The sequence below is a fragment of the Halorubrum sp. B53 genome, from assembly GCF_059752395.1.
In genome coordinates this window covers 222058-242256 of the sequence record NZ_MWTH01000012.1, presented here as the reverse complement: position 1 = coordinate 242256, position 20199 = coordinate 222058, and the positions used below count along the sequence as shown (strand labels likewise).

The following is a 20199-nucleotide window of genomic DNA, read 5'->3' as shown; positions in this document are numbered from 1 at the left end:
CACCGGGTCTCGGAAGCCCCCAGACGCCCCGGAACCGGTCTTGAGCTCCCCCCGCACTGCCGGGGCACGTCGACGTTCGACTCGCGACGAAATGCGGGCTAATTCGGGCCTCTTTGATGCGGAAGTATGGTTACTTTCACCAAATAAGTAAATACATATTGAAACATCTATAGCGGTGGGTACATCCCATGAACGCTAACAGACGGACGGTACTGAAGGGCGTCGGCGCGGGAACAGTAGCGTTGCTCGGTGGAGTCGGCACGGGAGCGGCCAAGCCGCCGAGTCAGGGCGACACCATCGTCGATGTGGCCGTCGCGGCCGACGGCTTCGACGTGCTCGTCGCCGCGGTGCAGGAGGCGGGCCTCGTCGACGCGCTGAGCGGGAACCGGCAGTTGACCGTGTTCGCGCCGACGGACGACGCGTTCAACGCTGCCGGCATCACGGTCGACAACGTGGACGAAGTGGACGACGAGTTCCTGCTCGACGTCCTCACTTATCACGTCACGCCCGGTCGTCGAAAGGAGAGCTCGGTCGTCAACGCGGACGAGCTGCCGACGCTAAACGGCGAGAAAATCGACGTGGCGGGAACCGACCTCAACGGCGACCAGGCCGATATCGTCGACACGAACATCGAGGCGTCGAACGGCATCATCCACGTCATCGACGGCGTGCTGCTGCCGTAGCGGGTCGACGCACCAGATGGTCCCCGCCGACGTTACGTCCCCTCCGACCGCTCAGTACGGGTATCCACGCGTTTATATGCCACACCGTCGTTGCCTTCAGTCGATGGAGCCGGTGCTCTGGCAGGTGTTGGCCGGGACCCGCGGTGGACCCAATCGGGCCCGCCTGCTCCGGGCGCTCGACGAACGGCCGCGGAACGCCAACCAGCTCGCCGAGGACCTCGACCTCGCGTACAAGACCGTCAGACACCACCTCGAGGTCCTCGAGGAGAACGACGTCGTCGAGAGCACCGAACAGAGCTACGGTGCGGTGTACCTCCCGACCGACCGCACCCGCGATCACTGGGAGACCGTCGAGGAGATCGTCGATCAAGTGGAGTGAGCATGACTCGAACCTGGAACGCAACGACTGACGGCGGAATCGACGGGGGCGCGGAATGACCCTCACGCTCGACGTGGCGCGAGTCGCCGCGGCGGTGAACATCCTGCTGCTGCTCGTCCTCGTCGGCATCTGGGGGCGGAACTACCTCGAGATCCGGTCGAAGCACACGCTCGGATCGGCGGTGTTCGCGCTCTTCCTGCTGGCCGAGAACGCGCTGGCGCTGTTCTACTACCTCAACCCGCCGCAGATGTCGACGCCGGCGGTCCGGGCGATGATGTACCTCCAGATCCTCGAGTTCGTCGGGATCGCCTTCCTCGTCTACGTGACCTGGGACTGAGTCACGCACGGTCGATCGTCGCCGTCCACCGTCTCGATCCGACGCGTGTCCGGGCGAACCGGTTCGTGCCCGACCGGCCGACGGCCCGCTCGTCCTCACCAGTCGTCCTCCCACCACTCGTCCGGTCCGGAGTCGGCTCTGGCCCGGTTCGCCTCCTTTCTCCACTCCTGATACTTCTCCTCGTGCTCGACGTCGAACTCGTCGAGACGTCGGCCGGCCGGATACGGCCGGTCGGTCTCTTCGTAGTGAGACAGGATCTCGCCGGCCGCGTTCCGCAGCGCCCCCACCCTCGAGTCGCGGAGGTCCCGGACCGCCTCCTTCGCGCGCCCATCGTTGGCGGCGAGTTCCCCCAACGCGAGCACTCCCCACAGCTCTGACTCGTCCCCTTGCGGGTCGAGCATCTCGACGACCCTCGGGGCGTATCGCTCCGCGCTTCCGGGAAGCTCCCGACTGACGTGCGCCAGGACGAGGGCCGGGATCGTCCAGAAGTACTGGTGTCGCGGCCGCCAGTCGTCGAGCGCGACGGCCTCCCTCTCGCGGTCCGGGTCCAGTTCCCCCAACAGCGTCTCCTCGTACGCCCTGGCTTCGAGCGGGGCGTCACGCGCCAATCGCTCGACGACGAGCAGCAGGCGTTCCTTCCGGTGTTGCGAGTAGAGGCCGAACAGGCGCTCGTACAGCTCCCCGTCCCCGCAGTCGAGCTGCGACCAGAAGCTGCTTCGCCTCCCCGGGTTCCTGGTCGCGTCGAACAGGCTGTCGACCAGCGTCCCCGCTGTCTCCCGATCGACCGACGGGTTTCCCTCGAGCAGCTCGACGATCCTCGTCGCATTCGGCGAGTCCTCGCGTTTCGCCAGCATCTCCAGTTCCCCCGGCGGCTCGCGCGAGTACAGTGTGCGTCCCGTCAGCGCCAGGAACCCTACGGACAACACGACCGTCGCGATGCTCTTGATGACGTCGCCTCCCCCGATGGCGTCCAGGACGGACACGATCAGCCCGCCGCCGAACAGGTACGCGAGGAAGTACAGCGCTATCGTCCGGAGCTGACTCTTGACGTACCAGTAGTAGCGTTTGAGCCGGTTCATACGGATCGCCTTCCTTGGTGTATGTTGACATTTGACAATACACTTTATAAAACTTCGGCGGACCGTCGTAGTCGCGATACCGTCGACGACTCGACCGGACAACTACTCGAACCGGTACGTCGCCCCGTCCGGCCCGTCCTCGATCTCGACGCCGACCTCGCGGAGCGCGTCGCGGAGGTCGTCGGCGCGCTCGTAGTTGCCGGCGTCGCGCTCGGCCTCGCGCACGTCCAGCACCAGCTCGACCAGTTCGCCGGCCAGCTCCACGTCGCCGTCGGTCTCGGTCTCGAACTGGAGCCCGAGCACGTCGCCGCCGAGCGCCTCGAACGCCTCGACCGCCTCGCGGAGCGCGCGGTAGTCGTAGGCGGCGTCGTCGTCTCGGCCGCCCGCGTCGTCGCTCGCTCCGTCCACGTGCCGGTTCACCGCGTCGGTGAGCTCCAGCAGCGCGGCGGTCGCCTCCCGGAGGTTCAGGTCGTCGTTCATCGCCGCGGCGAAGTCGTCGCGGGCCGTCTCGACCGCCGCGCGGAGCTCGTCGTCGGTCGCCTTCGCGCGGGCGTCGACGGAGTCGAGCGCGTCGACGGCGCGGTCGTAGGTCCGGGAGAGTCGCTCCCAGCGCTCCTCGGCCTCCGCGATCGTCTCCTCGGTGAGCGCCTGCTCGGAGCGGTAGGCGGCGCCGGCGTAGAACGTGCGGATCACGTTGACGCCGAGCTCGTCGAGGGCGTCCGGGACGGTCCAGAAGTTGCCGATCGAGGAGGACATCTTCTCGCCCTCCATCTCGAGGAGGCCGACGTGGAGCCAGTGGCGGGCGAACGTCTCCCCGGTCGCCGCCTCCGACTGCGCGATCTCGTTCTCGTGGTGGGGGAAGACGAGGTCGCGCCCGCCCATGTGGATATCCAGTGTGTCTCCGAGGTGCGTCGTCGACATCGCCGAGCACTCGACGTGCCACCCCGGGCGCCCCTCGCTCCACGGCGACTCCCACGTCTCGCCCTCGGGGACCGCGTCGCCGTGGTCGTGTTTCGCGTGCTCGCGGGCGGCGGTCTCGCTCACGCCGTCCGCCTTCCACAGCGCGAAATCCGACGGGTTGCGCTTCTCCGACCGCTCGTCCGGTTCGCCCTGCGCCTCCAGCTCGTCGACGTCCTGGTTCGAGAGCTTGCCGTACGCCTCGAACCTCGTGACGTCGAAGTAGACGGAGCCGTTCGACTCGTAGGCGTACCCCTTCTCGACGAGGGTCTCGACCAGCTGGCGGATCTCCGGGACGTGTTCGGTGACGCGGGGATACACCTCCGCGCGCAGGAGGTTCAGTCCGCGCATCGCGTCGAACGTGGTCGCGGTGAACGCCTCGGCCACGTCGCGCTCGGCGGTCCACTCGTCGCGCTCGCCGACGCGGGCCGTGATCTTCTCGTTGACGTCGGTGACGTTCTCGACGTGGCGCACGTCGTAGCCGAGGTGGTCGAGCCACCGGTGGAGGACGTCGGCGTGGAACCAGAGCCGCGCGTGCCCGAGGTGAGGGTCGTCCGACACCGTCAGGCCGCAGACGTACAGCGTGACGTCGCCGTCGGCCGTGAACTCGACGCGCTCGTCTGCCAGGGTGTCGGTAACGACGAGACTCATTAGCGGGTGATTGCCGGGGTGAGAGTTTTAAATCGTCGGATCGCGCGAGGGTACGGTGACGAGCACACTGAGTGGTCCCGTATTCGTTTATAAATAATCGGCATTAACGACGGACCGCCAGCGAACACCGCCAAAGCCCCAGCCGCTCGGCTGTACGTCGTTACCTGCGGACCAACGGAGAACACCGCCAAAGCCCCAGCCGCGAGGACGACGTACGCTCGCTGCGCGCTTCACTCGGTCGCTCACTTCGTTCGCTCCCGCGTTCCAGTGCTTGCGTCGCCTACGTCGTCCTCGCGACTGCCCCTTTGAGTCCCGCCCCGCACAGCACCGCACCTCACGCCTCCCCAACCTCGTCGCTCGCTCGGGGCTCCCTTCGGTCGCCCGCTTCGCTCTCGACTCCCTCGCACGCGCTCCTCGCGCCCTTATCAGGGCGCTCGGAGGCGCGCGCCACCGCAGTTCGATTTATAAACGACGATCCAACCTCACCCTTCCGGCGTCGTCCACTCGACCTCGTACCCCGCATCGCGAACCGACTTCAGGACGCGGTCGACGTGGGCCGGGCCGTTGGTCTCCACCTCGAACACGAGGTCGGCGTCGCCGACCGGCAGGTCCGGCCGGCTGCGCTCGTGGCGCACCGTCCGGATGTTCGCGCGCTCCGCGCCGATCAGGGTGGCGATCTCCCCCATCGTCCCCGGGGTGTCGTCGATCCGGACGGACAGCTCGATCAGCTGATTGCGGTCGACCAGCGCGTGAGTCACCACCTCCTTCAGCGTCGTGACGTCGATGTTGCCGCCGCAGAGCAGCGGCACCACCGTCTCACCGGCCAGATCGAGTTCGGCGACGACGTCGTCGTCGAGGAGGGCGGCCGCCGCGGTCGCGCCCGCGCCCTCGATCAGCTGCTTCGCGCGCTCTAAGAGGAGCAGGATGGCGTTCGCCACGTCGTCGTCGCTGACGACGACCACGTCGTCGAGATGCTCCCGTAAGAGCCCGAAGGTGAGCTCGCTCAGCCCGCCGGTCGCGATCCCGTCCGCGATGGTGTCCGGCTCCTCGCGCGTCACGAGCTCGCCCGCCCGCAGGCTCTCCGAGAGCGTCGACGCGCCCGCGGTCTGGACGCCGACCACCCGCGTCTCCGGCGAGCGAGCCTTGACTGCGGTGGCGACCCCGCCCGCGAGCCCGCCGCCACCGACCGGGACGAGGACGGTGTCGACCGCGGGCACCTGGTCGAGCACCTCCAGCCCGAGCGTGCCCTGGCCGGCGACGACGTCCGGGTCGTCGAACGCGTGGACGAACCGGACCCCCGGCTCGTCGACCAAGGTCCGGGCGTGCGACATCGCCTCCGGGAACGCGCTCCCGCGAAGCACGACCTCGGCGCCGTACCCGCGGGTCGCCTCGATCTTCGCCGCCGGCGCCGACTCCGGCATCACGATCGTCGCGTCGATCCCCGCGTCGGCCGCGGCGAGGGCGACCCCCTGCGCGTGGTTGCCCGCGCTCGCGGCCACCACGCGGTCGATCCCGGAGGCGTCGCCGGCGTCCTCGCCCGAGGCGGCCCCGGCGACCGCCAGCGAGATCGCGTTGTACGCGCCGCGGGGCTTGAACGAGCCGGTGCGCTGGAGGTGTTCCATCTTCAGCCGGACGTCGGCGCCGCACCGCTCGCTCAGCGACCGGCTCCGCTCGACCGGCGTCCGCTGGACGATATCGGTCGCGCCGGTCCGGTCCGCGGCGGCCTCGACGTCCGTGATCGTGACGGAGGACATGACGGCGGTGTTCGCGAGACCGGCTCAAAAGGACTCGGATGGGGAACGCCGATATCGGCGGTCGCTACCGCTTCCCGAGCGCCTCCTCGAAGACGCGCTGCGCGCGCTCGTACCCCTCGTTCCGGTCGACGATCGGGTGCGGGTAGTCGGGCGCGAGTCGCTCCCGCTCGCCGTGCGAGAGCGTCGGCCAGTCGACGACCTTCCCGGCGGGCACGTCGCGAAGTTCGGGGACGTACTCCTTCACGAAGTGCGCCCCGTCGTCGTACTTGCTCATCTGGCTCACCGGGTCGAAGATCCGCACGTCGACCGAGTCGGTGCCGGTGGACGCGGTCCACTGCCACGCGCCGTGGTTCGAGGCGTAGTCGTGGTCGATCAGCTGCTTGGTGAAGTAGCGCGCCCCCCGCCGCCAGTCGATCAGGAGGTGTTTGGTGAGGAAGCTCGCGACGACCTGTCGCGGCCGGTTGTGAACGTACCCCTCCGCGTTCAGCTGGCGCATCCCGGCGTCGACGAGCGGGTAGCCGGTCTCGCCGCGCGTCCACGCCTCGAACGCCGCGTCGTCGTCGCGCCACGTGATCTCGTTCGGGAACGACTTGTAGTTCGACACTCCCAGGTCGGGGTTGTAGTAGAGCAGGTGGTACATCTGCTCGCGCCACGACAGCTCGTACAGGTACTTGTCGACGTTGCGTCGGTCGCCGCCGGTCACGGCCTCGGAGGCGTCGCTCGCGCCGGCCCACACCTCGCGGATCCCGATCGCGCCGGTCGCGAGGTACGGAGACAGCCGGGAGACCGCGTGGGTGGGCGCCGCCACGGCGCGCCGGAGGTCGTCGCGGGTGTCGTTGTACGACGCGATCCCGTGCTCGAGGAAGTCGTCGAACCGATCGCGGGCGGCCTCGTACCCCGCCGCCGGGAGGTCGATATCGGCGTCCGGCTCGGGGACCGTCTTCCCGTCGCGTACGGCCGCGAGCGACTCGGGGTCGGGCTCCGGGTAGGGGCCGGACTTGGGGACGGCTTCCCAGTCGTCGTGGAACCGGCTGTGGTTGGCGTAGCGCTCCGCCAAGCGTCCGGGATCGACCAAGACGGCGTCGGTCCGCGCGTCTGTCGCCACCCCGGCGTCCGCGAGCGCGTCCTCGACCGCCCGCTGCCGATTGCGTCGGGCCGGGCGGTAGTACTCATTATAAAAGACGGTCTCGGCGCCGTGCTCGTCGGCGAGACCGACCAGGACGTCCTCGGGGTCGCCCGCGCGGACGACGAGGTCGCTGCCGAGCTCCCGGTAGCGGGCCTCCAACCGCTTCACGTGGCGGAGGAAGAAGGCGCGCTGGCGCGCCCCCACCGTGCCGAACAGGTCGTCGTCGTAGACGAAAACGGGGACGACAGTCCCCGCGCGTGCGGCCGCCGCGAGCCCGGCGTTGTCACGGGTGCGCGGGTCGCGTCGGTGCCAGAACAGCTGCATGAGACTGGTACGGGCTCGACCGGATAGTGTCCTTCGGCCGGGGACCGCGTCCCGGCGCCGCCGCGACAGCGCTCCACCCGAAATCCACCCGTGCGCTTAAGCCGACGAGCCCGAAGCGAAGGTATGGAACCGCTCGTTATCGCCATCCTCGTCGGCGTCCCGCTCGCGTGGCTCGTCGGCTTCGCCGCGTACGTCTACGTCGACGCGCCGAAACACGGGATGAACCGCGAGAAGTGGGCGCTCATCGCCTTCGTCGTCCCGCTGTTCGGCCTCTTCGCGTACCTCTTCGAGCGCGACGAGCAGTCGTACGACCCGTCAGAGGACCCGTACGCCGGCGGGAGCGACGCGCGCAAGGCCGGCCTCGCCGTCCACGAGCGGCGGCGCGGCGAGAAGCCGCTCGGGCCGGCAGGGACCGAGGCCGACGACGACGAGGACGACGGCGACGAGTGGGACGACCCGCCGGGCGTCGACCTCGACGAGAACTGAACGTCGGCCGCGAGCCTCGGCGGTCGTCCGCGGCCGACGGGAGCCTCACAGCACGTCGAGCAGCGCCGCCCGCCGCCGGTCGAGGTCGAAGGCGGCCTCCGCGGCGTCGAGCCGTTCGAAGAAGGCGAAGGCGTCGGCGCCCGACAGCTCCGCGTGCTCGACGAGCGCCTCGATCGAGGCGCGGTTGAGCGCGAACGACTCCAACAGCCCGCAGACGAGCGCGAGCGCCACGCCCGCCTCGCCGTCGGGAAACGCGGGGTCGACCGCGGAGAAGTCGGGGTCGGCAACCGATTCCGTGCCGATGTCGGCGACGGCGGTATCGTCCTCGCCGACGGCGAACGTCCGCAGACAGCGGGTGCAGATCGCCGCCGTCGCGGCCGGCGCGTGCTCGCGGAGGGCGGGCGGCACGTCGAAGGCGACGAGGTCGGCATCACAGCGGGGACAGGACATGCGAAGCGAGATGGATGAGACGGCCGATCGGTGAGACGGCGCGGGACGGTGGAAGCGGTCGGTCGGCGGGCAGTCAGTCCGCGGGCTCCGGCTCCTCGGTCTCGGCCGCGGCGGCCTCGGCCGCGGCCGCCTCCTCTTCCTCTTTCTCCTCTTCTTCCTTCTTGGCCTTGATCTTCTTCATGCGGAAGATCTCCTCGCGCTCCTGCTCTTCGAGCTTCTGCTCGATATACTCCTGGTTCTCGTACAGGCCCGGGAGGAGCGTGAACTCCAGGGCGTTCACGCGGCGCTTGGTGGTCTCGATCTCCGTGAGCATCTTTTTCATGGCCGTCTCGACCTCGGCCGCGAGGATGATCTTCTCTAACAGCTCCTCGTAGGCGTCGGCCGCTTCGTCGATCCGGGCGGAGGAGCCGAGCAGCCCGTAGCCGCGCTCGTCGAGGCTCTTCTTCACCTTCGAGGACTCGATCTGCGGGACGACCACGCCCATGATGTTCTTCGACTGGGTGGTGATCTCCGGGTGCTCTTTCAGCGCCGCGGCCGCGCCGCGGACGGCGACGTCGCCCTCCATCGCCCGGGCCATGTCGATCTTGCGCTGGGCCGTGTCGTACGTCTCTGACACGTCGGAGCGGACGTCCTGCGCCTGGTCGAGGATGTCCATGAACTCCATGATGAGGCCGTCACGCTTCTGTTCGAGGGTGTCGTGACCGCGCTCGGAGAGCTCGATGCGGTCCTCGATCGCCATCAGGTTCTTCCGCGTCGGTTTGACGTCCTTGGCCATCTTATTGGGGGAACGTTCCGCTCCGAGGCGGATAATTCTTTTCAGTCGTGACGTGTCGCGAGCGATCGGCGCCGACCGGCGCCGCCGCTGATCGAAGGCGAAAAAGCGGAAAGAGAGCCGCGTCAGTCTGCCGCTTCGACGACCTTGCGCTCGGAGTCGTCCTCGCGGTAGTGCTCCTCGATGAACTCCTCGTCGATCCGGTTGAGGGCGTCCTTCGGGAGCATCGAGAGCAGGTCCCAGCCGATGGAGAGCGTCTCCTCGATGTCGCGGTTCTGGTCGAAGCCCTGGTCGACGAACTCCGACTCGAAGGCGTCCGCGAAGTCGAGGTACTTGTTGTCGAGCTCCGAGAGCGCCTCGCGACCGACGATGTTCACGAGGTCGCGCAGGTCCTCGCCCTCCGCGTACGCCGCGAACATCTGGTCTTTCACGTCGGCGTGGTCCTCGCGGGTGAGCCCCTCGCCGATCCCGTCGTCCATCAGCCGCGACAGGCTGGGAAGCACGTTGATCGGGGGCTGGAGGCCCTGGCTGTTCAGGTCGGGGTCGACGTAGATCTGCCCCTCCGTGATGTACCCGGTCAGGTCCGGGATCGGGTGGGTGTCGTCGTCGCCCGGCATCGTGAGGATCGGGATCTGCGTCACCGACCCCTCACGGCCCTGGATCCGCCCGGCGCGCTCGTACAGCTGCGCCAGGTCGGTGTACATGTACCCGGGGTACCCGCGTCGACCCGGAACCTCCTCGCGGGCCGCCCCGATCTCGCGGAGCGCCTCGCAGTAGTTGGTCATGTCCGTCAGGATGACGAGGACGTGGTAGTCCTTCTCGAAGGCGAGGTACTCGGCCGTGGTGAGCACCATGCGCGGGGTGACCGTCCGCTCGACGGCGGGGTCGTCCGCGAGGTTCATGAAGACGACGGAGCGCTCCAGCGCGCCGGTGCGCTCGAAGTCCTGCATGAACTCGTTGGCCTCCTCCTGCGTGATCCCCATCGCGCCGAAGATGACGGCGAACTCGGAGCTCTCCTCGTCGTCGCCCTCCTCCTCTTCCGGCACGCTCGCCTGCCGCGCGATCTGCATCGCCAGCTCGCTGTGCGGCTGGCCGGAGCTGGAGAAGATCGGGAGCTTCTGGCCGCGAACGAGGGTGTTCATCCCGTCGATCGCGGAGACGCCCGTTTCGATGAACTCCTCGGGGTACTCCCGGGAGTAGGGGTTGATCGCCGCGCCGACGATGTCCTGCCGCTCCTCGGGGACGATCTCCGGGCCGTCGTCGATCGGGCGGCCGGAGCCGTCGAGGACCCGCCCGAGGAGGTCCTCGGTGACGGGCATCTTCATCGTCTCGCCCAGGAAGCGGACGGACGCGTTCTGGTCGATACCGGAGGTGCCCTCGAACACCTGGATGGCGACGACGCCCTCCGAGGATTCGAGCACCTGTCCGCGCAGCGTCTCCCCCTGTGCCGTCTCGATTTCGACGATCTCGTCGTAGCCGATCGCCTCATCGACCTCGGCGTACACGAGGGGGCCGCTGATCTCGGTGATTGTCTGATACTCTTTCATGTTAGTAGAGGCTCCGGAGTTCCTCGGTGATCTCCGCTTTGAGCTCCTCGACGTACTCCTCGTAGTTCTCCTGGACGCCGATCCGGTTGATCTGCGGGGCGGCCTCGGTGTCGACGATCTCCTCGACGGGGACGCCCGCTTCGAGCGCCTTGAACGCCTCGTCGTTGAACGTCTCGATCGTCGTCAGCATGAGGTACGTCTTCTCCGGCGGACAGAACGTGTCCACCGGGTGGAACGCGTTCTGCTGGAGGTACGCCTCGCGCAGGTAGCGGGCGACCTCCAGGGTGAGCTGCTGGTCGTCGGGCAGGGCGTCCTTCCCGACGAGCTGCACGATCTCCTGCAGCTCGGTCTCCTCGTCGAGCACGTCGACCGCCCACTGGCGCTTCTCCGCCCAGTCGTCGGCGACCTCCGCTTCGAACCACGGGTCGAGCTGGTCTTTGTACAGCGAGTACGACTCGTTCCAGTTGATCGACGGGAAGTGGCGTCGCTCCGCTAAGTCCGCGTCGAGCGCCCAGAACGTCTTCACGATGCGCAGCGTGTTCTGGGTGACCGGCTCGGAGAAGTCGCCGCCGGGCGGCGACACCGCGCCGATCGCCGAGACGGAGCCCTCCGTCCCGTTGACGTTCTCGAAGTAGCCGGCGCGCTCGTAGAACTGCGCGAGCCGGGCGGCGAGGTACGCGGGGTACCCCTCCTCGCCGGGCATCTCCTCCAGCCGGGAGGAGATCTCGCGCATCGCCTCCGCCCACCGCGAGGTGGAGTCGGCCATCAGCGCGACGTCGTACCCCATGTCGCGGTAGTACTCGGCGATCGTGATCCCGGTGTAGATGCAGGACTCACGCGCCGCGACGGGCATGTTCGAGGTGTTCGCGATGAGCGAGGTGCGGGCCATCAGCGGGTTGCCGTTGGCCGGGTCCTCCAGCTCGGGGAAGTCCTCGATGACCTCGGTCATCTCGTTGCCGCGCTCGCCGCAGCCGACGTAGACGATGATGTCCGCGTCTGCGTACTTCGCGAGCTGGTGCTGGGTGACCGTCTTCCCGGAGCCGAACGGGCCCGGGATCGCGGCCGTCCCGCCCTTCGCGATGGGGAAGAGGCCGTCGAGGATGCGCTGGCCGGACACCAGCGGCGTCCGGGGCGTCTTCTTGTTCGCGGAGGGGCGCGCCTCGCGGACGGGCCACTCCTGGTGCATCGAGACGTCCGTCCCGTTGGCGAGCTCGGCCACCGTCTCGGTGACGTCGAACGAGCCCGACTCGACGGCGGTGACCTCGGTGGTCTCGCCCTCCTCGAGGGCGTCCGGCGGCACCATCACCTTGTGGTCGATGGTGACCGTCTCCTCGACGACGCCGACGACGTCGCCGCGGCCGACCTCGTCGCCGACCTCGACGGTCGGCTCGAACTCCCACTCCTGCTCGAGGTCGATACCGGGCGCGTCGACCCCGCGGTCGAGGTACGGACTGCCCATCTTGCCCTCCAGCACGTCCAGGGGGCGCTGGACGCCGTCGTAGATGGCGTCCAGCATGCCCGGACCAAGGTCGACCGACAGCGGCTCGCCCGTGTTCTCGACGGGTTCGCCGGGGGCGACCCCGGAGGTCTCCTCGTACACCTGAATGGTCGTGATGTCGCCTTCGATCTCGATCACTTCCCCCATGAGGCCTTCGTCGCCGACGTAGACGACGTCGTTCATGCGGGCGTCGAGATCGCGGGCGCTCACGACCGGACCGCTCACGCTTTGGATAACACCGTCTTCGGTTGGGGTGGTCTCCGTGGATTCTGCTTTACTCATATTAGTCGTCCTCCTCCATCAGGTCGATCCCGATGGCTCGTTTGATCTGGTCGCGCAGCCCGCCGCTGCCGGCGCCGGCGCCGCCGAGCGTGACGAGCACGGGCTCGATGCTCCCCTCCACCGACTCGCGGGTCCCCCGCGAGAGGTGGTCGAGGTCGTCGTCGTGCATCACGATGATGCCGGTGTCCTCGTCGTCGAGGGTCCGTTCGACGGCGTCGTCGAGCCGCTCGTCCTTCTCGTCGTCCGGTACGTTCTCGAACTTCCGCACGCCGGCGAGCCGGAACCCGGTGGTGAACTCGGGGCTGCCGACGACGGCGATCTCCTGGCTCATGTTATCACCAGCTCCGATTCGATCTGGTCGACCGGCAACCCGGCCTCCTTCCCGCGGGCGATCGCCCGGATGTTCTCCACCTCGCGCTCCTTCGCGAGGATGTAGGAGATGATCGGGGTGATCGACACGGGGTGGACCGTCCCGAGCCGGTCGCCGTACGCCAGCAGCGCGGCGTCGGTCGCGTGCTCGAACGCGATGAGGCTGTCCGCCTCCTCGAGGTCGCGCAGCGCCGGGCCGAGTTCCTCGCCGTACTGGCTGTCCGCGATGTACTCCACGAGCTCGTCGAGGTTCCGCGCGAGCCGCGCGAGCGACTCGCGGGTGAACAGCTCGCCGCCCTCGATGAAGTACTCGGCGGGGTCGATGTCCGCGCCCGACCGGGCGAGCCGGAGGGCGTTGGTCGCGTTCCGGAAGTCGACCTCCGCCTTGAGGAACGCCTCGTACTGCCGGGTCGGCTCGTCGCCGCCGAGCCCCGACAGGAGCCGCTCGTAGAACGCGCGGTCGACGGCGTTCTCCAGCGGCACCAGCACGTCCGTCTCCTCGTACTCGGCGTACGCCTCGCGGAGCGGCGGCCCGTAGATCGTGTCCTCCAGCACCTCGACGACGGCGTCGATCGAGTCGGCCTCCAACAGGCGGCGGATCCGCCGGTCGTCGAACTCGCCGGCGCGGATCAGGTCGACCTCGACGGCGGACTGGTCCGCGTCGGTGTAGACGCCGCGGATGACCGTCTTCACGTTCCACGCGTCGAACTTGCGGAGGTACCGGGCGATGAGGTCGTACAGCGACCCCTCGCTCCAGTCCAAGATCCCCTCGAACTGCGCGGCGAGGTTCCGGTTCAACGCGTACTCGATGAGGTCCACGCCGCCGTGGCGGCTCCCGAGGGCGTTGATCTCCCGGCCGTAGCTCGACTCCTCCATGAACCGGGCGATCTCCGCCGGGCTCATGCGGGTCAGCTTCCGGTACTCCTCGTCCCCGTAGAGGCTGCCGCGGCGGGCACGAACCCGCGCGACGACGTACTCTGGGTTCGAGCTCCCGACGGCGCTCATTGGTCGAACAGTCGCTCCGAGATGTTCTTCAACTCGTCGTCCCAGACGGACTCCAGGACCGAGTCGAACGTGTTGTTCACGCGAACGCGAGAGGTGTCGCTCTCGGCGACCACGCCGCCGAGACAGTCGACCTCGCCGTCGACCTCGGCGTTGCGGTCGGCGACGAGCTCCTCGAGGAGCTCGACGTCCTCGGCGCGGGTGTAGACGGCGACGTCCTCGTCGTCGTACTCCGCGAGGCTCGCGTCGAGCAGCGTCTCGGTGAGCTCGCGACGACGGTCGTCGTCGAGCCCCTCGATGGCGGCCTCGACGTCGTCGCGGACGTCTTCGAGGACGTCCCGACGGGCGCCGAGCCGCTCCTGCTTGGCCTCGAGCTTGGCCGACGAGAGCGCCTGCTCGCGCTCCTGATCGATCTGGCGGTCGACCTCGGCGAGGCGCTCCTCGCGGATGCGCTCGGCGTCGGTCTCCGCCTCGGCGACGATCTCGTCCGCCTCGGACTCCGCCGCTTCGCGGATCTCCTCTGCACGCGCGCGGGCTTCGTCTCGAACGTCCTCAACGACAGTGTCCAAACTCATTGGTGTGAAAGGAAGTGCCGCTCAGACGATGAAGACGACGACGAGTGCGAGGATAACGATCGTCTCGGGAAGCACCGTCAGGATGAGCCCGTTGACGAAGAGGTCGTCGTCCTCGGCCATCGCGCCGACGGCGGCCGAACCGATACCACGCTCGGCGTATCCCGCACCGAGGGCGGCGAGCCCGACGGCGAGCGCCGCTGCGGCGCTGGGGTCGGTGAGGGTTCCTCCGGTGGACAGTACGGCGTTCCCGAGTGCGTTGGTAGCTTCAAGCATTGGTAGTAGTTCCGGTTGCTCGTCTCCGAACGGTAGGTAGTTGCCGCCACAGTAGTCATAAAGCTTCCCAAAACGACCGAATAGAGCGGCCGTAGTCGGGGATAGAGACACGGCTAAACGCGTCGGTTGACCCGAATCGACGCGCCGTCGACGGCCGGAGTCGGGCCGATGCGGACGGCGGTGAATCGGATCGCGGCGAGCGCGCCGACCGAGTCGAGGCGAACGGAGTCGGCAGGCGGCCGGCGAGGCGGGCGCCGGCTACTCCTCGGTGGTGTACTGCCGGTCGTAGCCGAACGGCAGGTAGCTGTCGCCGCCGCCCTCGTAGAAGTTCCCGAAGAACTCCACGTACTCGAGGCGCACCGCCTGAATGCCGGCGGAGGTGATCCCGAGCGCGAGGACGACGATGTGGCCGACGACCGCGACGATGATCCCGCCGACGAGCGCGACGACGCCGACCGCGCCGATCGAGGCCGGGTCGAAGGCGGTCGTCATCCCCGCGAAGACGAGCTCGTAGTCCTCGGGGTGGCTCCGGACGTACTGGAGGTAGTCGGCGCTGAAGATGAAGTGGAAGCTCCCCTCGCCGCTCTCGTCGATGTACGCGCCGAACGCGAGCAGGTTCACGGCGAGCGCCATGCCGCCCTTCGCGAGCAGCACCGCCATGATCCGGGCGTACGAGATGACGTTGACGATCGGGGAGAGCACCTCGGCGAGCTCCGGGGGCTCACCGATGGCGAGCAGGACGACGCCCGCGAGGATGGCCGCGATGGCGGCGTACCCGACCGCGACCGGGAAGCCGCCGAACGACACCGCCCCGAAGGTGAGGATCGAGAACGACTCGAAGAGGAAGTCGGGCTTCGGACCGGGGAGGTGCTGGCTGAAGATCCAGATCCACGCGCCGTTGAGGATCAGCAGCCACGAGCCGCCCTCGTACAGCGCGTGCTTGAGGTCGTGCTGCTGGTAGTTGCTCACGAACGAGAGGACGTGACCCACGTTCAGGTGGGCGAGCCCGAACAGCACGCTCGCGACGAGGAACGACAGCGCCCAGTCGATGTCGGCCGGCGAGAGCCCCTTCCCGTCGACGGGCCAGTGGATGTCACCGGGCAGCAGCTGGTAGGCGTGGTAGCCGAACACGTCGATCCCGAAGTAGATCCCGAACAGGATCGTGAAGCCGCCGGCCCACATCGCGACGGCGCCGAGCTCCCGGAACGTCCCGTCGTACCGGCTGTACAGGAAGGCGCCGATCCCGGCGTAGAGGACGCCGTAGCCGACGTCGCCGATCATGAAGCCGAACATGAGCGGGAACGTGAGGAAGACGAGGAGCGTCGGGTCGAACTCCGAGTACTTCGGCCGGCCGAACCCCTGCACGAGCAGTTCGAAGGGGCCCGCCGCGCTCCCGTTGTCCTGGACGACCGGCGGGTCGTCGTCGCCGTGCGTCGCGTGGCCGCCGTCGGTGGCGGCCTCGCGGTCGGCGTCGTCTCCCGTGGCCGCGGTCGCGGCGTCGGCGCCGCCCGCGGAGCCGCCGTCCGCGACCGCTTCGGTGTGGTGGTCGCCGTCGGGCGTGAACGAGGCGCGTTCGAGCTCCTCGACCTCGGCGTGGTCACCGACTGCGTCGGCGATGCTCGCCTCGAAGTCGGGGTAGGTGTCCGTGGGGATCCACCCCTCGGCGACGAACGCGTTCTCCGTGGTCGCGAACGAGAGCGGCGCCTCCTTCTTCTCGGCTTCGATGGTGAGCTGCTCCTCGGCGCGGAGCAGGAAGCCGGCCGCCTCCCCCTTCACGTCGGCGAGATCGGCCTCGATCTCCTCGAGATCGGCCCGCAGCTCCTCGCGTTCGCGCTCAAGCTCCGCAACGTATTCGGCGGGGCCGGCGTCGGCCTCCGGCACCTCCAGCAGCGCGATGTCGACGCCGACGAGCGAGTCCTGCAGGACGCCCTCCTCGGCGCCGTCGGCGGGCTTCGCGAAGATCGCCACGACGTCGCTGCCGGCGAACACCTCGTAGGCGTCGAGCCCGTCGGCGTCGGCGAGCGTCTCCTCGACGGCGTCGGGCTTGGCCTCGCCGACGACGACCTCGAGCGAGTCGTAGCCGCGAAGCAGGTCGAGTTCGATGCCGAGGTCCGCGAACGGCTCCATCCGATCGATCGCCTCCGCCCGATCGCGGATCTCGGCCTGGAGCTCGTCTCGCCGGTCGTTGAGGGCGTTGACGCGCTCGCGGACGTCGGCGAGCTCGCGTTCGAGCTCCTCGTCGTCGATGGCGCGGGCCGCGTCGAGCTCGTCGCCCTCGACGTCGAGGACGCTCTCGAGCGCGCGGACGGTGACGAGCTGCTCGTTCACCGTCTCGGCGCCCTCGAGCGACTCGCCGGGCGCGAACCCCTCGTAGCGCTCGTCGTAGTCCGTGACGTGCAGCGAGTGGTGGGCGTACGCCGCCTCGATGACGTCGTCGATGACGCGCTTCGAGCCCGTCACCGACACCTTGCTCATCCGCTCAGGCCTGAGCATCCACCGCCTCCTCGGCCTGTTGGTTCACCGCTTCCTCGAACCGTTCGACTGCGTAGTCGACGGCCGAGTCCACGCGCTCGCGGGCCTCGCGTTCGAGCTCGTCGCGGTCGGACCGGCCCGCCTCGAGGATCTCCTCCTTCCGTTCCTCGATCTCCTCGCGGGCCGCCTCGAGCCGCTCCGCGGCCTCGGACTCCGCCTCCTCCTCGGCCTCGGCGCGGATCTCGTCCGCGCGCTCTCGAGCCTCGGCGAGGCGCTCGTCGGCGTCCGATTCCGCCGTCGCGATGATCTCGTCCGCCTCCCGTTCAGCCTCCTTGATCCGGTCGAGCACCTCTGGTCTCGCCATGCTACTAATCGCCTGAAACTCTACAAGCGACGTATAAGGTGTTTGCGAAAGTACGCGGGCCTTGCTCCCGATAGCGGCGGGAATCGGCGGCGACGGGGGTCTGATCGACCGCCTGCCGCCTACATTTAAGTACCAGTCGCCGGACCGTCACCGTATGGCAACGGTGTATGCGGTCGCGTCGGCGAAAGGTGGGGTCGGGAAGACCACCACGACCGCGGCGATAGCGACGGTCCTGGCGGGCTCCGGCGCCGACGTCGTCGCGATCGACGCCGACATCGGCATGGCGAACCTCGCGGGCGCGCTGGGCGTGACGCCCGACGAGCCGACGCTCCACGACGTGCTCGCGGGGCGGGCCGACCCGCTCGACGCGGTCCACGAGGGGCCGGAGGGGCTCCGCGTCGTCCCCGGCTCGGAGGACCTCGACGCCTACGCGTCGGCGGATCCGGCCGGGCTCGCGGACGTCGTCGCGGCCTTCGAGGACGCCGACTACGTGCTCGTCGACGCCGGGGCGGGGCTCTCGCACGACTCCAGCCTCCCGCTAGCGATCGCCGACGAGACCCTGCTCGTCTCGACCGCCGAGCGGAGCGCCCTCGGCGACACCGAGAAGACGCGGCAGCTCGCGGAGCGGCTCGGCGGCGACGTCGCCGGCGCCGCGATCACCCGCGTCGACCCCGACGCCGACGAGGTCGGCGTCGACGGGCTCGCCGCCGACGTCCTCGACGCGGCAATTCTCGGCCGGATCCCGGAGGACGACGCCGTGGTGCGGGCGGCGACCGCGAACCGCCCGCTTCCGACGTTCGCGCCGGACGCGCCCGCCACCCGGGCCTACCGGGACCTCACGCGAGCGCTGACGGACGTCGATATCGAGGGGGCCGGGACCAGCGAGGGCGACGACGCGGAGGCCGACGACACCGAACCAGATGCGGACGACGACGCTGACGACGCCGAACCGGACGAGGCTGAGACCGCGGCGGCCGGGGCGACCTCCGGGAGTGACGAGAACCCCGTCGGAGAAGGCACGGAGGCGGGGACGACCAGCGAGGCGGAGACGGTCGAGCGCGTCGACACGGACGAGGAGGACATCATCGTCGCCGACGCCGAGGCGGGGGGACTGAGCGACCCGGGCGACGAGGAGGACATTATCGTCGCCGACGAGGACCCCGCCGCGGAAGGCGACGGGGAGGCGGAGACGACCGGGGAGACGGAGACGGTCGGCGAAGAGCACGTCGACGGCGACGACCTCGAGGCGATGATCGAGGACGATGTCGACGATCCGGAGGCGTTCGACGAGGCGGAAGCACCCGACGACGCGGAGACGATCGACGACGCGGAGAGCGAGGGTGTGCAGATAGACGACGCGGAGAGCCCCCCGAAGACGGCCGCGGACGAACCCGAGCCGGACGACGGCGCTGCGGCCGCCGAGGAACCGACCGCCGACCCCGACGACGAGCTGGCGGGGAGCGTCCCGTTCCGCGACGACGACACCGGCATGAACACCGTCCTCTCGGAGGGCGCCGAGGACGCGGAGGAGACGGAAGAAGCGGAGGAGGCGGAGGAACCGGAGGACGCGGCGGAGACGGACGACGAGGAGGGGGGAGAAGAGAAGAGCGGCGGCTTCTTCAGCCGGTTGTTCGGACGCTAAGAGGCGGCGTTCGGGCGGTTGAAAGCGGCGTTCGGACGGTAGAGAGAGGGGCTGCGGTCGCGGATCTCCGGCCTAGGCCTCGGAGGGCGCCGCCGCCCGATCGCGGATGAGCTCGCGGATTTCCTCGGGGTCAGTGATGCCGGCGAGCTCCTCGCAGGAGACCAGGGCGGTGCCGTCGACCGACTCGCGCTTCTCGTCCTCCTCCGTGAAGTAGACGGAGCGCGTCCGGGCGACCTCGCCGATCGAGGACATGATCCGCGCGCGCTTCTCCGCGGCGGGGGTGAACGCCGAGTGGCCGGTGAGCACCCGGGTCTCGGCGCGCTGGTCGTCCTCGGAGACCGCCTTGAACGGCGCGCGGGCGGTCGGGTGGACCGTGAAGCCGGCGTTGGTAAGCACGTGGAGGACGTGCTCGTCGTCGGGGTCGGTCTCGGGCGCCGAGGGGGTCGGATCGGCGTCGCGCACCTCGTCCGCGCCGCCCAGCACGTCGACCGGGCTGGAGAACGGCTCGTCGAACAGGTCCTCGAGTTGGACCGCGACCTCGATGGAGGCGTTCATCCCGTCCTCGTACTTCGAGACGGTGCGCCGGGAGACGCCGAGCTCGGTCGCGAGCCGCCCGAGCGACCAGCCGCGCTCCTCGCGCTCGTCGGCGAGGAGGTCGCCGTCGAGGCTGACGTAGAGCCCGCCGGGCGCCGCGTAGATGAGCGGCGGCATCCCCTCGACGAACAGGTCGTACCCCGTGTCGGGGTTGATCACCGGGACGCCGTGCCGGAAGTAGACCACGCCGGGCTTCAGCTCCTCGTCGCGGGTCCGGATTCCGATCACCATCGGCGTCGCGTGCAGGTACTCGCCGAGCCGGCGCATCTCCGCGCCGGTCTCCGCGTCCAGCGCGTCGACGTTGCCGAGTATTTTCAAGAGGAGGAGGTCCTCGTCGCGCCGGGCCGCCACGTCGAAGCTCTTGGGCCGGACCGCACACCGGTCGCTGACGAGGAAGCCCGCGTCCTCGAGCATCGCGGTGACGTTTTCGATCAGCGCAGTCCGGGACATACCAGAAACAAGCAGTTCACCGTATATATGCGTTGTGTCACTTGTATCCGCGCGAAACCGCCGCCCGCTTGCGGTTTTCCCGACGGAGCCGGCGGAGCGGTTAAATACCGAGTCCGAGTCGGCGGGGGCCGGC

At 68.9% G+C, this 20199-nt stretch carries 20 protein-coding genes; 5 read left to right on the top strand and 15 right to left on the bottom strand.

The window, feature by feature from the left end:
* The first annotated feature begins 188 nt into the window (after nucleotides 1-188).
* From B4V06_RS10425 to B4V06_RS10415, 3 genes are all read left to right on the top strand, one after another.
* Nucleotides 189-683 (top strand): fasciclin domain-containing protein, encoded by a 495-nt coding sequence (locus B4V06_RS10425; RefSeq protein WP_498169697.1) that lies wholly within the window; start codon nucleotides 189-191, stop codon nucleotides 681-683.
* Between the two features lie 103 nt (nucleotides 684-786).
* Nucleotides 787-1062 carry an ArsR/SmtB family transcription factor gene (locus B4V06_RS10420; RefSeq protein ID WP_123113834.1) on the top strand — a complete coding sequence of 92 codons (276 nt, stop codon included), beginning with the start codon at nucleotides 787-789 and terminating at the stop codon, nucleotides 1060-1062.
* A gap of 55 nt (nucleotides 1063-1117) precedes the next feature.
* Nucleotides 1118-1399, top strand: coding sequence for a DUF8036 family membrane protein (locus B4V06_RS10415; RefSeq protein ID WP_123113833.1), 282 nt, complete (start codon nucleotides 1118-1120; stop codon nucleotides 1397-1399).
* Nucleotides 1400-1494: 95 nt separating this feature from the next.
* On the opposite strand, the gene B4V06_RS10410 is transcribed toward B4V06_RS10415, so the two are convergent.
* From B4V06_RS10410 to B4V06_RS10395, 4 genes are all read right to left on the bottom strand, one after another.
* On the bottom strand, nucleotides 1495-2478 hold the full coding sequence (locus tag B4V06_RS10410) for a hypothetical protein (RefSeq protein ID WP_498169693.1): 984 nt from the start codon (nucleotides 2476-2478) through the stop codon (nucleotides 1495-1497).
* Between the two features lie 102 nt (nucleotides 2479-2580).
* Nucleotides 2581-4086, bottom strand: a complete 1506-nt coding sequence (cysS, locus tag B4V06_RS10405) for a cysteine--tRNA ligase (protein WP_498169690.1) — start codon at nucleotides 4084-4086, stop codon at nucleotides 2581-2583.
* A gap of 482 nt (nucleotides 4087-4568) precedes the next feature.
* The gene (gene ilvA / locus B4V06_RS10400) at nucleotides 4569-5840 is read right to left on the bottom strand and encodes a threonine ammonia-lyase (RefSeq protein ID WP_498169688.1); all 1272 of its coding nucleotides are present in this window, start codon (nucleotides 5838-5840) and stop codon (nucleotides 4569-4571) included.
* A gap of 64 nt (nucleotides 5841-5904) precedes the next feature.
* Nucleotides 5905-7290: a cryptochrome/photolyase family protein gene (locus B4V06_RS10395; protein ID WP_498169685.1), complete on the bottom strand. Its 1386-nt coding sequence runs from the start codon at nucleotides 7288-7290 to the stop codon at nucleotides 5905-5907.
* 123 nt (nucleotides 7291-7413) lie between these two features.
* Here B4V06_RS10395 and B4V06_RS10390 point away from each other — a divergent pair, with 123 nt between their 5' ends.
* On the top strand, nucleotides 7414-7776 hold the full coding sequence (locus B4V06_RS10390; RefSeq protein ID WP_498169683.1) for a hypothetical protein: 363 nt from the start codon (nucleotides 7414-7416) through the stop codon (nucleotides 7774-7776).
* A 45-nt stretch (nucleotides 7777-7821) separates the two neighbouring features.
* Here B4V06_RS10390 and B4V06_RS10385 read toward each other — a convergent pair whose 3' ends face one another.
* From B4V06_RS10385 to ahaH, 10 genes are all read right to left on the bottom strand, one after another.
* Complete coding sequence (locus B4V06_RS10385; RefSeq protein ID WP_498169681.1) at nucleotides 7822-8226, bottom strand: DUF6276 family protein; 405 nt, start codon at nucleotides 8224-8226, stop codon at nucleotides 7822-7824.
* 73 nt (nucleotides 8227-8299) lie between these two features.
* The gene (locus B4V06_RS10380) at nucleotides 8300-9001 is read right to left on the bottom strand and encodes a V-type ATP synthase subunit D (RefSeq protein ID WP_123113826.1); all 702 of its coding nucleotides are present in this window, start codon (nucleotides 8999-9001) and stop codon (nucleotides 8300-8302) included.
* 122 nt (nucleotides 9002-9123) lie between these two features.
* A complete protein-coding gene (locus tag B4V06_RS10375) occupies nucleotides 9124-10545 on the bottom strand; it encodes a V-type ATP synthase subunit B (RefSeq protein WP_123113825.1) in 1422 nt (473 codons plus the stop codon).
* A 1-nt stretch (nucleotide 10546) separates the two neighbouring features.
* Entirely contained in the window at nucleotides 10547-12325 is a 1779-nt protein-coding gene (locus B4V06_RS10370) for an ATP synthase subunit A (RefSeq protein WP_123113824.1), read from the bottom strand.
* Nucleotide 12326: 1 nt separating this feature from the next.
* Nucleotides 12327-12656 carry a V-type ATP synthase subunit F gene (locus tag B4V06_RS10365; protein ID WP_123113823.1) on the bottom strand — a complete coding sequence of 110 codons (330 nt, stop codon included), beginning with the start codon at nucleotides 12654-12656 and terminating at the stop codon, nucleotides 12327-12329.
* Nucleotides 12653-13699 (bottom strand): V-type ATP synthase subunit C, encoded by a 1047-nt coding sequence (locus B4V06_RS10360; RefSeq protein ID WP_123113822.1) that lies wholly within the window; start codon nucleotides 13697-13699, stop codon nucleotides 12653-12655. The genes B4V06_RS10365 and B4V06_RS10360 overlap by 4 nt, the downstream gene beginning before the upstream one ends.
* Nucleotides 13696-14271, bottom strand: a complete 576-nt coding sequence (locus tag B4V06_RS10355) for a V-type ATP synthase subunit E (RefSeq protein WP_498169676.1) — start codon at nucleotides 14269-14271, stop codon at nucleotides 13696-13698. The genes B4V06_RS10360 and B4V06_RS10355 overlap by 4 nt, the downstream gene beginning before the upstream one ends.
* A gap of 21 nt (nucleotides 14272-14292) precedes the next feature.
* Complete coding sequence (locus B4V06_RS10350) at nucleotides 14293-14544, bottom strand: ATP synthase subunit C-like protein (RefSeq protein ID WP_066412079.1); 252 nt, start codon at nucleotides 14542-14544, stop codon at nucleotides 14293-14295.
* Between the two features lie 258 nt (nucleotides 14545-14802).
* Nucleotides 14803-17019, bottom strand: a complete 2217-nt coding sequence (locus tag B4V06_RS10345; RefSeq protein ID WP_123113820.1) for a V-type ATP synthase subunit I — start codon at nucleotides 17017-17019, stop codon at nucleotides 14803-14805.
* A 4-nt stretch (nucleotides 17020-17023) separates the two neighbouring features.
* Nucleotides 17024-17380, bottom strand: a complete 357-nt coding sequence (gene ahaH, locus B4V06_RS10340; protein ID WP_123113819.1) for an ATP synthase archaeal subunit H — start codon at nucleotides 17378-17380, stop codon at nucleotides 17024-17026.
* 154 nt (nucleotides 17381-17534) lie between these two features.
* Between ahaH and B4V06_RS10335 the strand changes: the two genes are divergently transcribed.
* A complete protein-coding gene (locus tag B4V06_RS10335) occupies nucleotides 17535-19022 on the top strand; it encodes a nucleotide-binding protein (RefSeq protein WP_123113818.1) in 1488 nt (495 codons plus the stop codon).
* A 72-nt stretch (nucleotides 19023-19094) separates the two neighbouring features.
* On the opposite strand, the gene B4V06_RS10330 is transcribed toward B4V06_RS10335, so the two are convergent.
* Nucleotides 19095-20066, bottom strand: coding sequence for a transcriptional regulator (locus B4V06_RS10330; RefSeq protein ID WP_123113817.1), 972 nt, complete (start codon nucleotides 20064-20066; stop codon nucleotides 19095-19097).
* Nucleotides 20067-20199: the final 133 nt, after the last annotated feature.

Bases quoted from the DNA above. Each gene is read 5' to 3' on its own strand.
- B4V06_RS10360 (WP_123113822.1), bottom strand. From the start codon at position 13,699: ATGAGCGCCGTCGGGAGCTCGAACCCAGAGTACGTCGTCGCGCGGGTT.
- B4V06_RS10335 (WP_123113818.1), top strand. From the start codon at position 17,535: ATGGCAACGGTGTATGCGGTCGCGTCGGCGAAAGGTGGGGTCGGGAAG.
- cysS (WP_498169690.1), bottom strand. From the start codon at position 4,086: ATGAGTCTCGTCGTTACCGACACCCTGGCAGACGAGCGCGTCGAGTTC.
- B4V06_RS10410 (WP_498169693.1), bottom strand. From the start codon at position 2,478: ATGAACCGGCTCAAACGCTACTACTGGTACGTCAAGAGTCAGCTCCGG.
- B4V06_RS10350 (WP_066412079.1), bottom strand. From the start codon at position 14,544: ATGCTTGAAGCTACCAACGCACTCGGGAACGCCGTACTGTCCACCGGA.
- B4V06_RS10390 (WP_498169683.1), top strand. From the start codon at position 7,414: ATGGAACCGCTCGTTATCGCCATCCTCGTCGGCGTCCCGCTCGCGTGG.
- ilvA (WP_498169688.1), bottom strand. From the start codon at position 5,840: ATGTCCTCCGTCACGATCACGGACGTCGAGGCCGCCGCGGACCGGACC.
- ahaH (WP_123113819.1), bottom strand. From the start codon at position 17,380: ATGGCGAGACCAGAGGTGCTCGACCGGATCAAGGAGGCTGAACGGGAG.
- B4V06_RS10365 (WP_123113823.1), bottom strand. From the start codon at position 12,656: ATGAGCCAGGAGATCGCCGTCGTCGGCAGCCCCGAGTTCACCACCGGG.
- B4V06_RS10395 (WP_498169685.1), bottom strand. From the start codon at position 7,290: ATGCAGCTGTTCTGGCACCGACGCGACCCGCGCACCCGTGACAACGCC.
- B4V06_RS10370 (WP_123113824.1), bottom strand. From the start codon at position 12,325: ATGAGTAAAGCAGAATCCACGGAGACCACCCCAACCGAAGACGGTGTT.
- B4V06_RS10330 (WP_123113817.1), bottom strand. From the start codon at position 20,066: ATGTCCCGGACTGCGCTGATCGAAAACGTCACCGCGATGCTCGAGGAC.
- B4V06_RS10420 (WP_123113834.1), top strand. From the start codon at position 787: ATGGAGCCGGTGCTCTGGCAGGTGTTGGCCGGGACCCGCGGTGGACCC.
- B4V06_RS10380 (WP_123113826.1), bottom strand. From the start codon at position 9,001: ATGGCCAAGGACGTCAAACCGACGCGGAAGAACCTGATGGCGATCGAG.
- B4V06_RS10345 (WP_123113820.1), bottom strand. From the start codon at position 17,019: ATGAGCAAGGTGTCGGTGACGGGCTCGAAGCGCGTCATCGACGACGTC.
- B4V06_RS10355 (WP_498169676.1), bottom strand. From the start codon at position 14,271: ATGAGTTTGGACACTGTCGTTGAGGACGTTCGAGACGAAGCCCGCGCG.
- B4V06_RS10425 (WP_498169697.1), top strand. From the start codon at position 189: ATGAACGCTAACAGACGGACGGTACTGAAGGGCGTCGGCGCGGGAACA.
- B4V06_RS10375 (WP_123113825.1), bottom strand. From the start codon at position 10,545: ATGAAAGAGTATCAGACAATCACCGAGATCAGCGGCCCCCTCGTGTAC.
- B4V06_RS10415 (WP_123113833.1), top strand. From the start codon at position 1,118: ATGACCCTCACGCTCGACGTGGCGCGAGTCGCCGCGGCGGTGAACATC.
- B4V06_RS10385 (WP_498169681.1), bottom strand. From the start codon at position 8,226: ATGTCCTGTCCCCGCTGTGATGCCGACCTCGTCGCCTTCGACGTGCCG.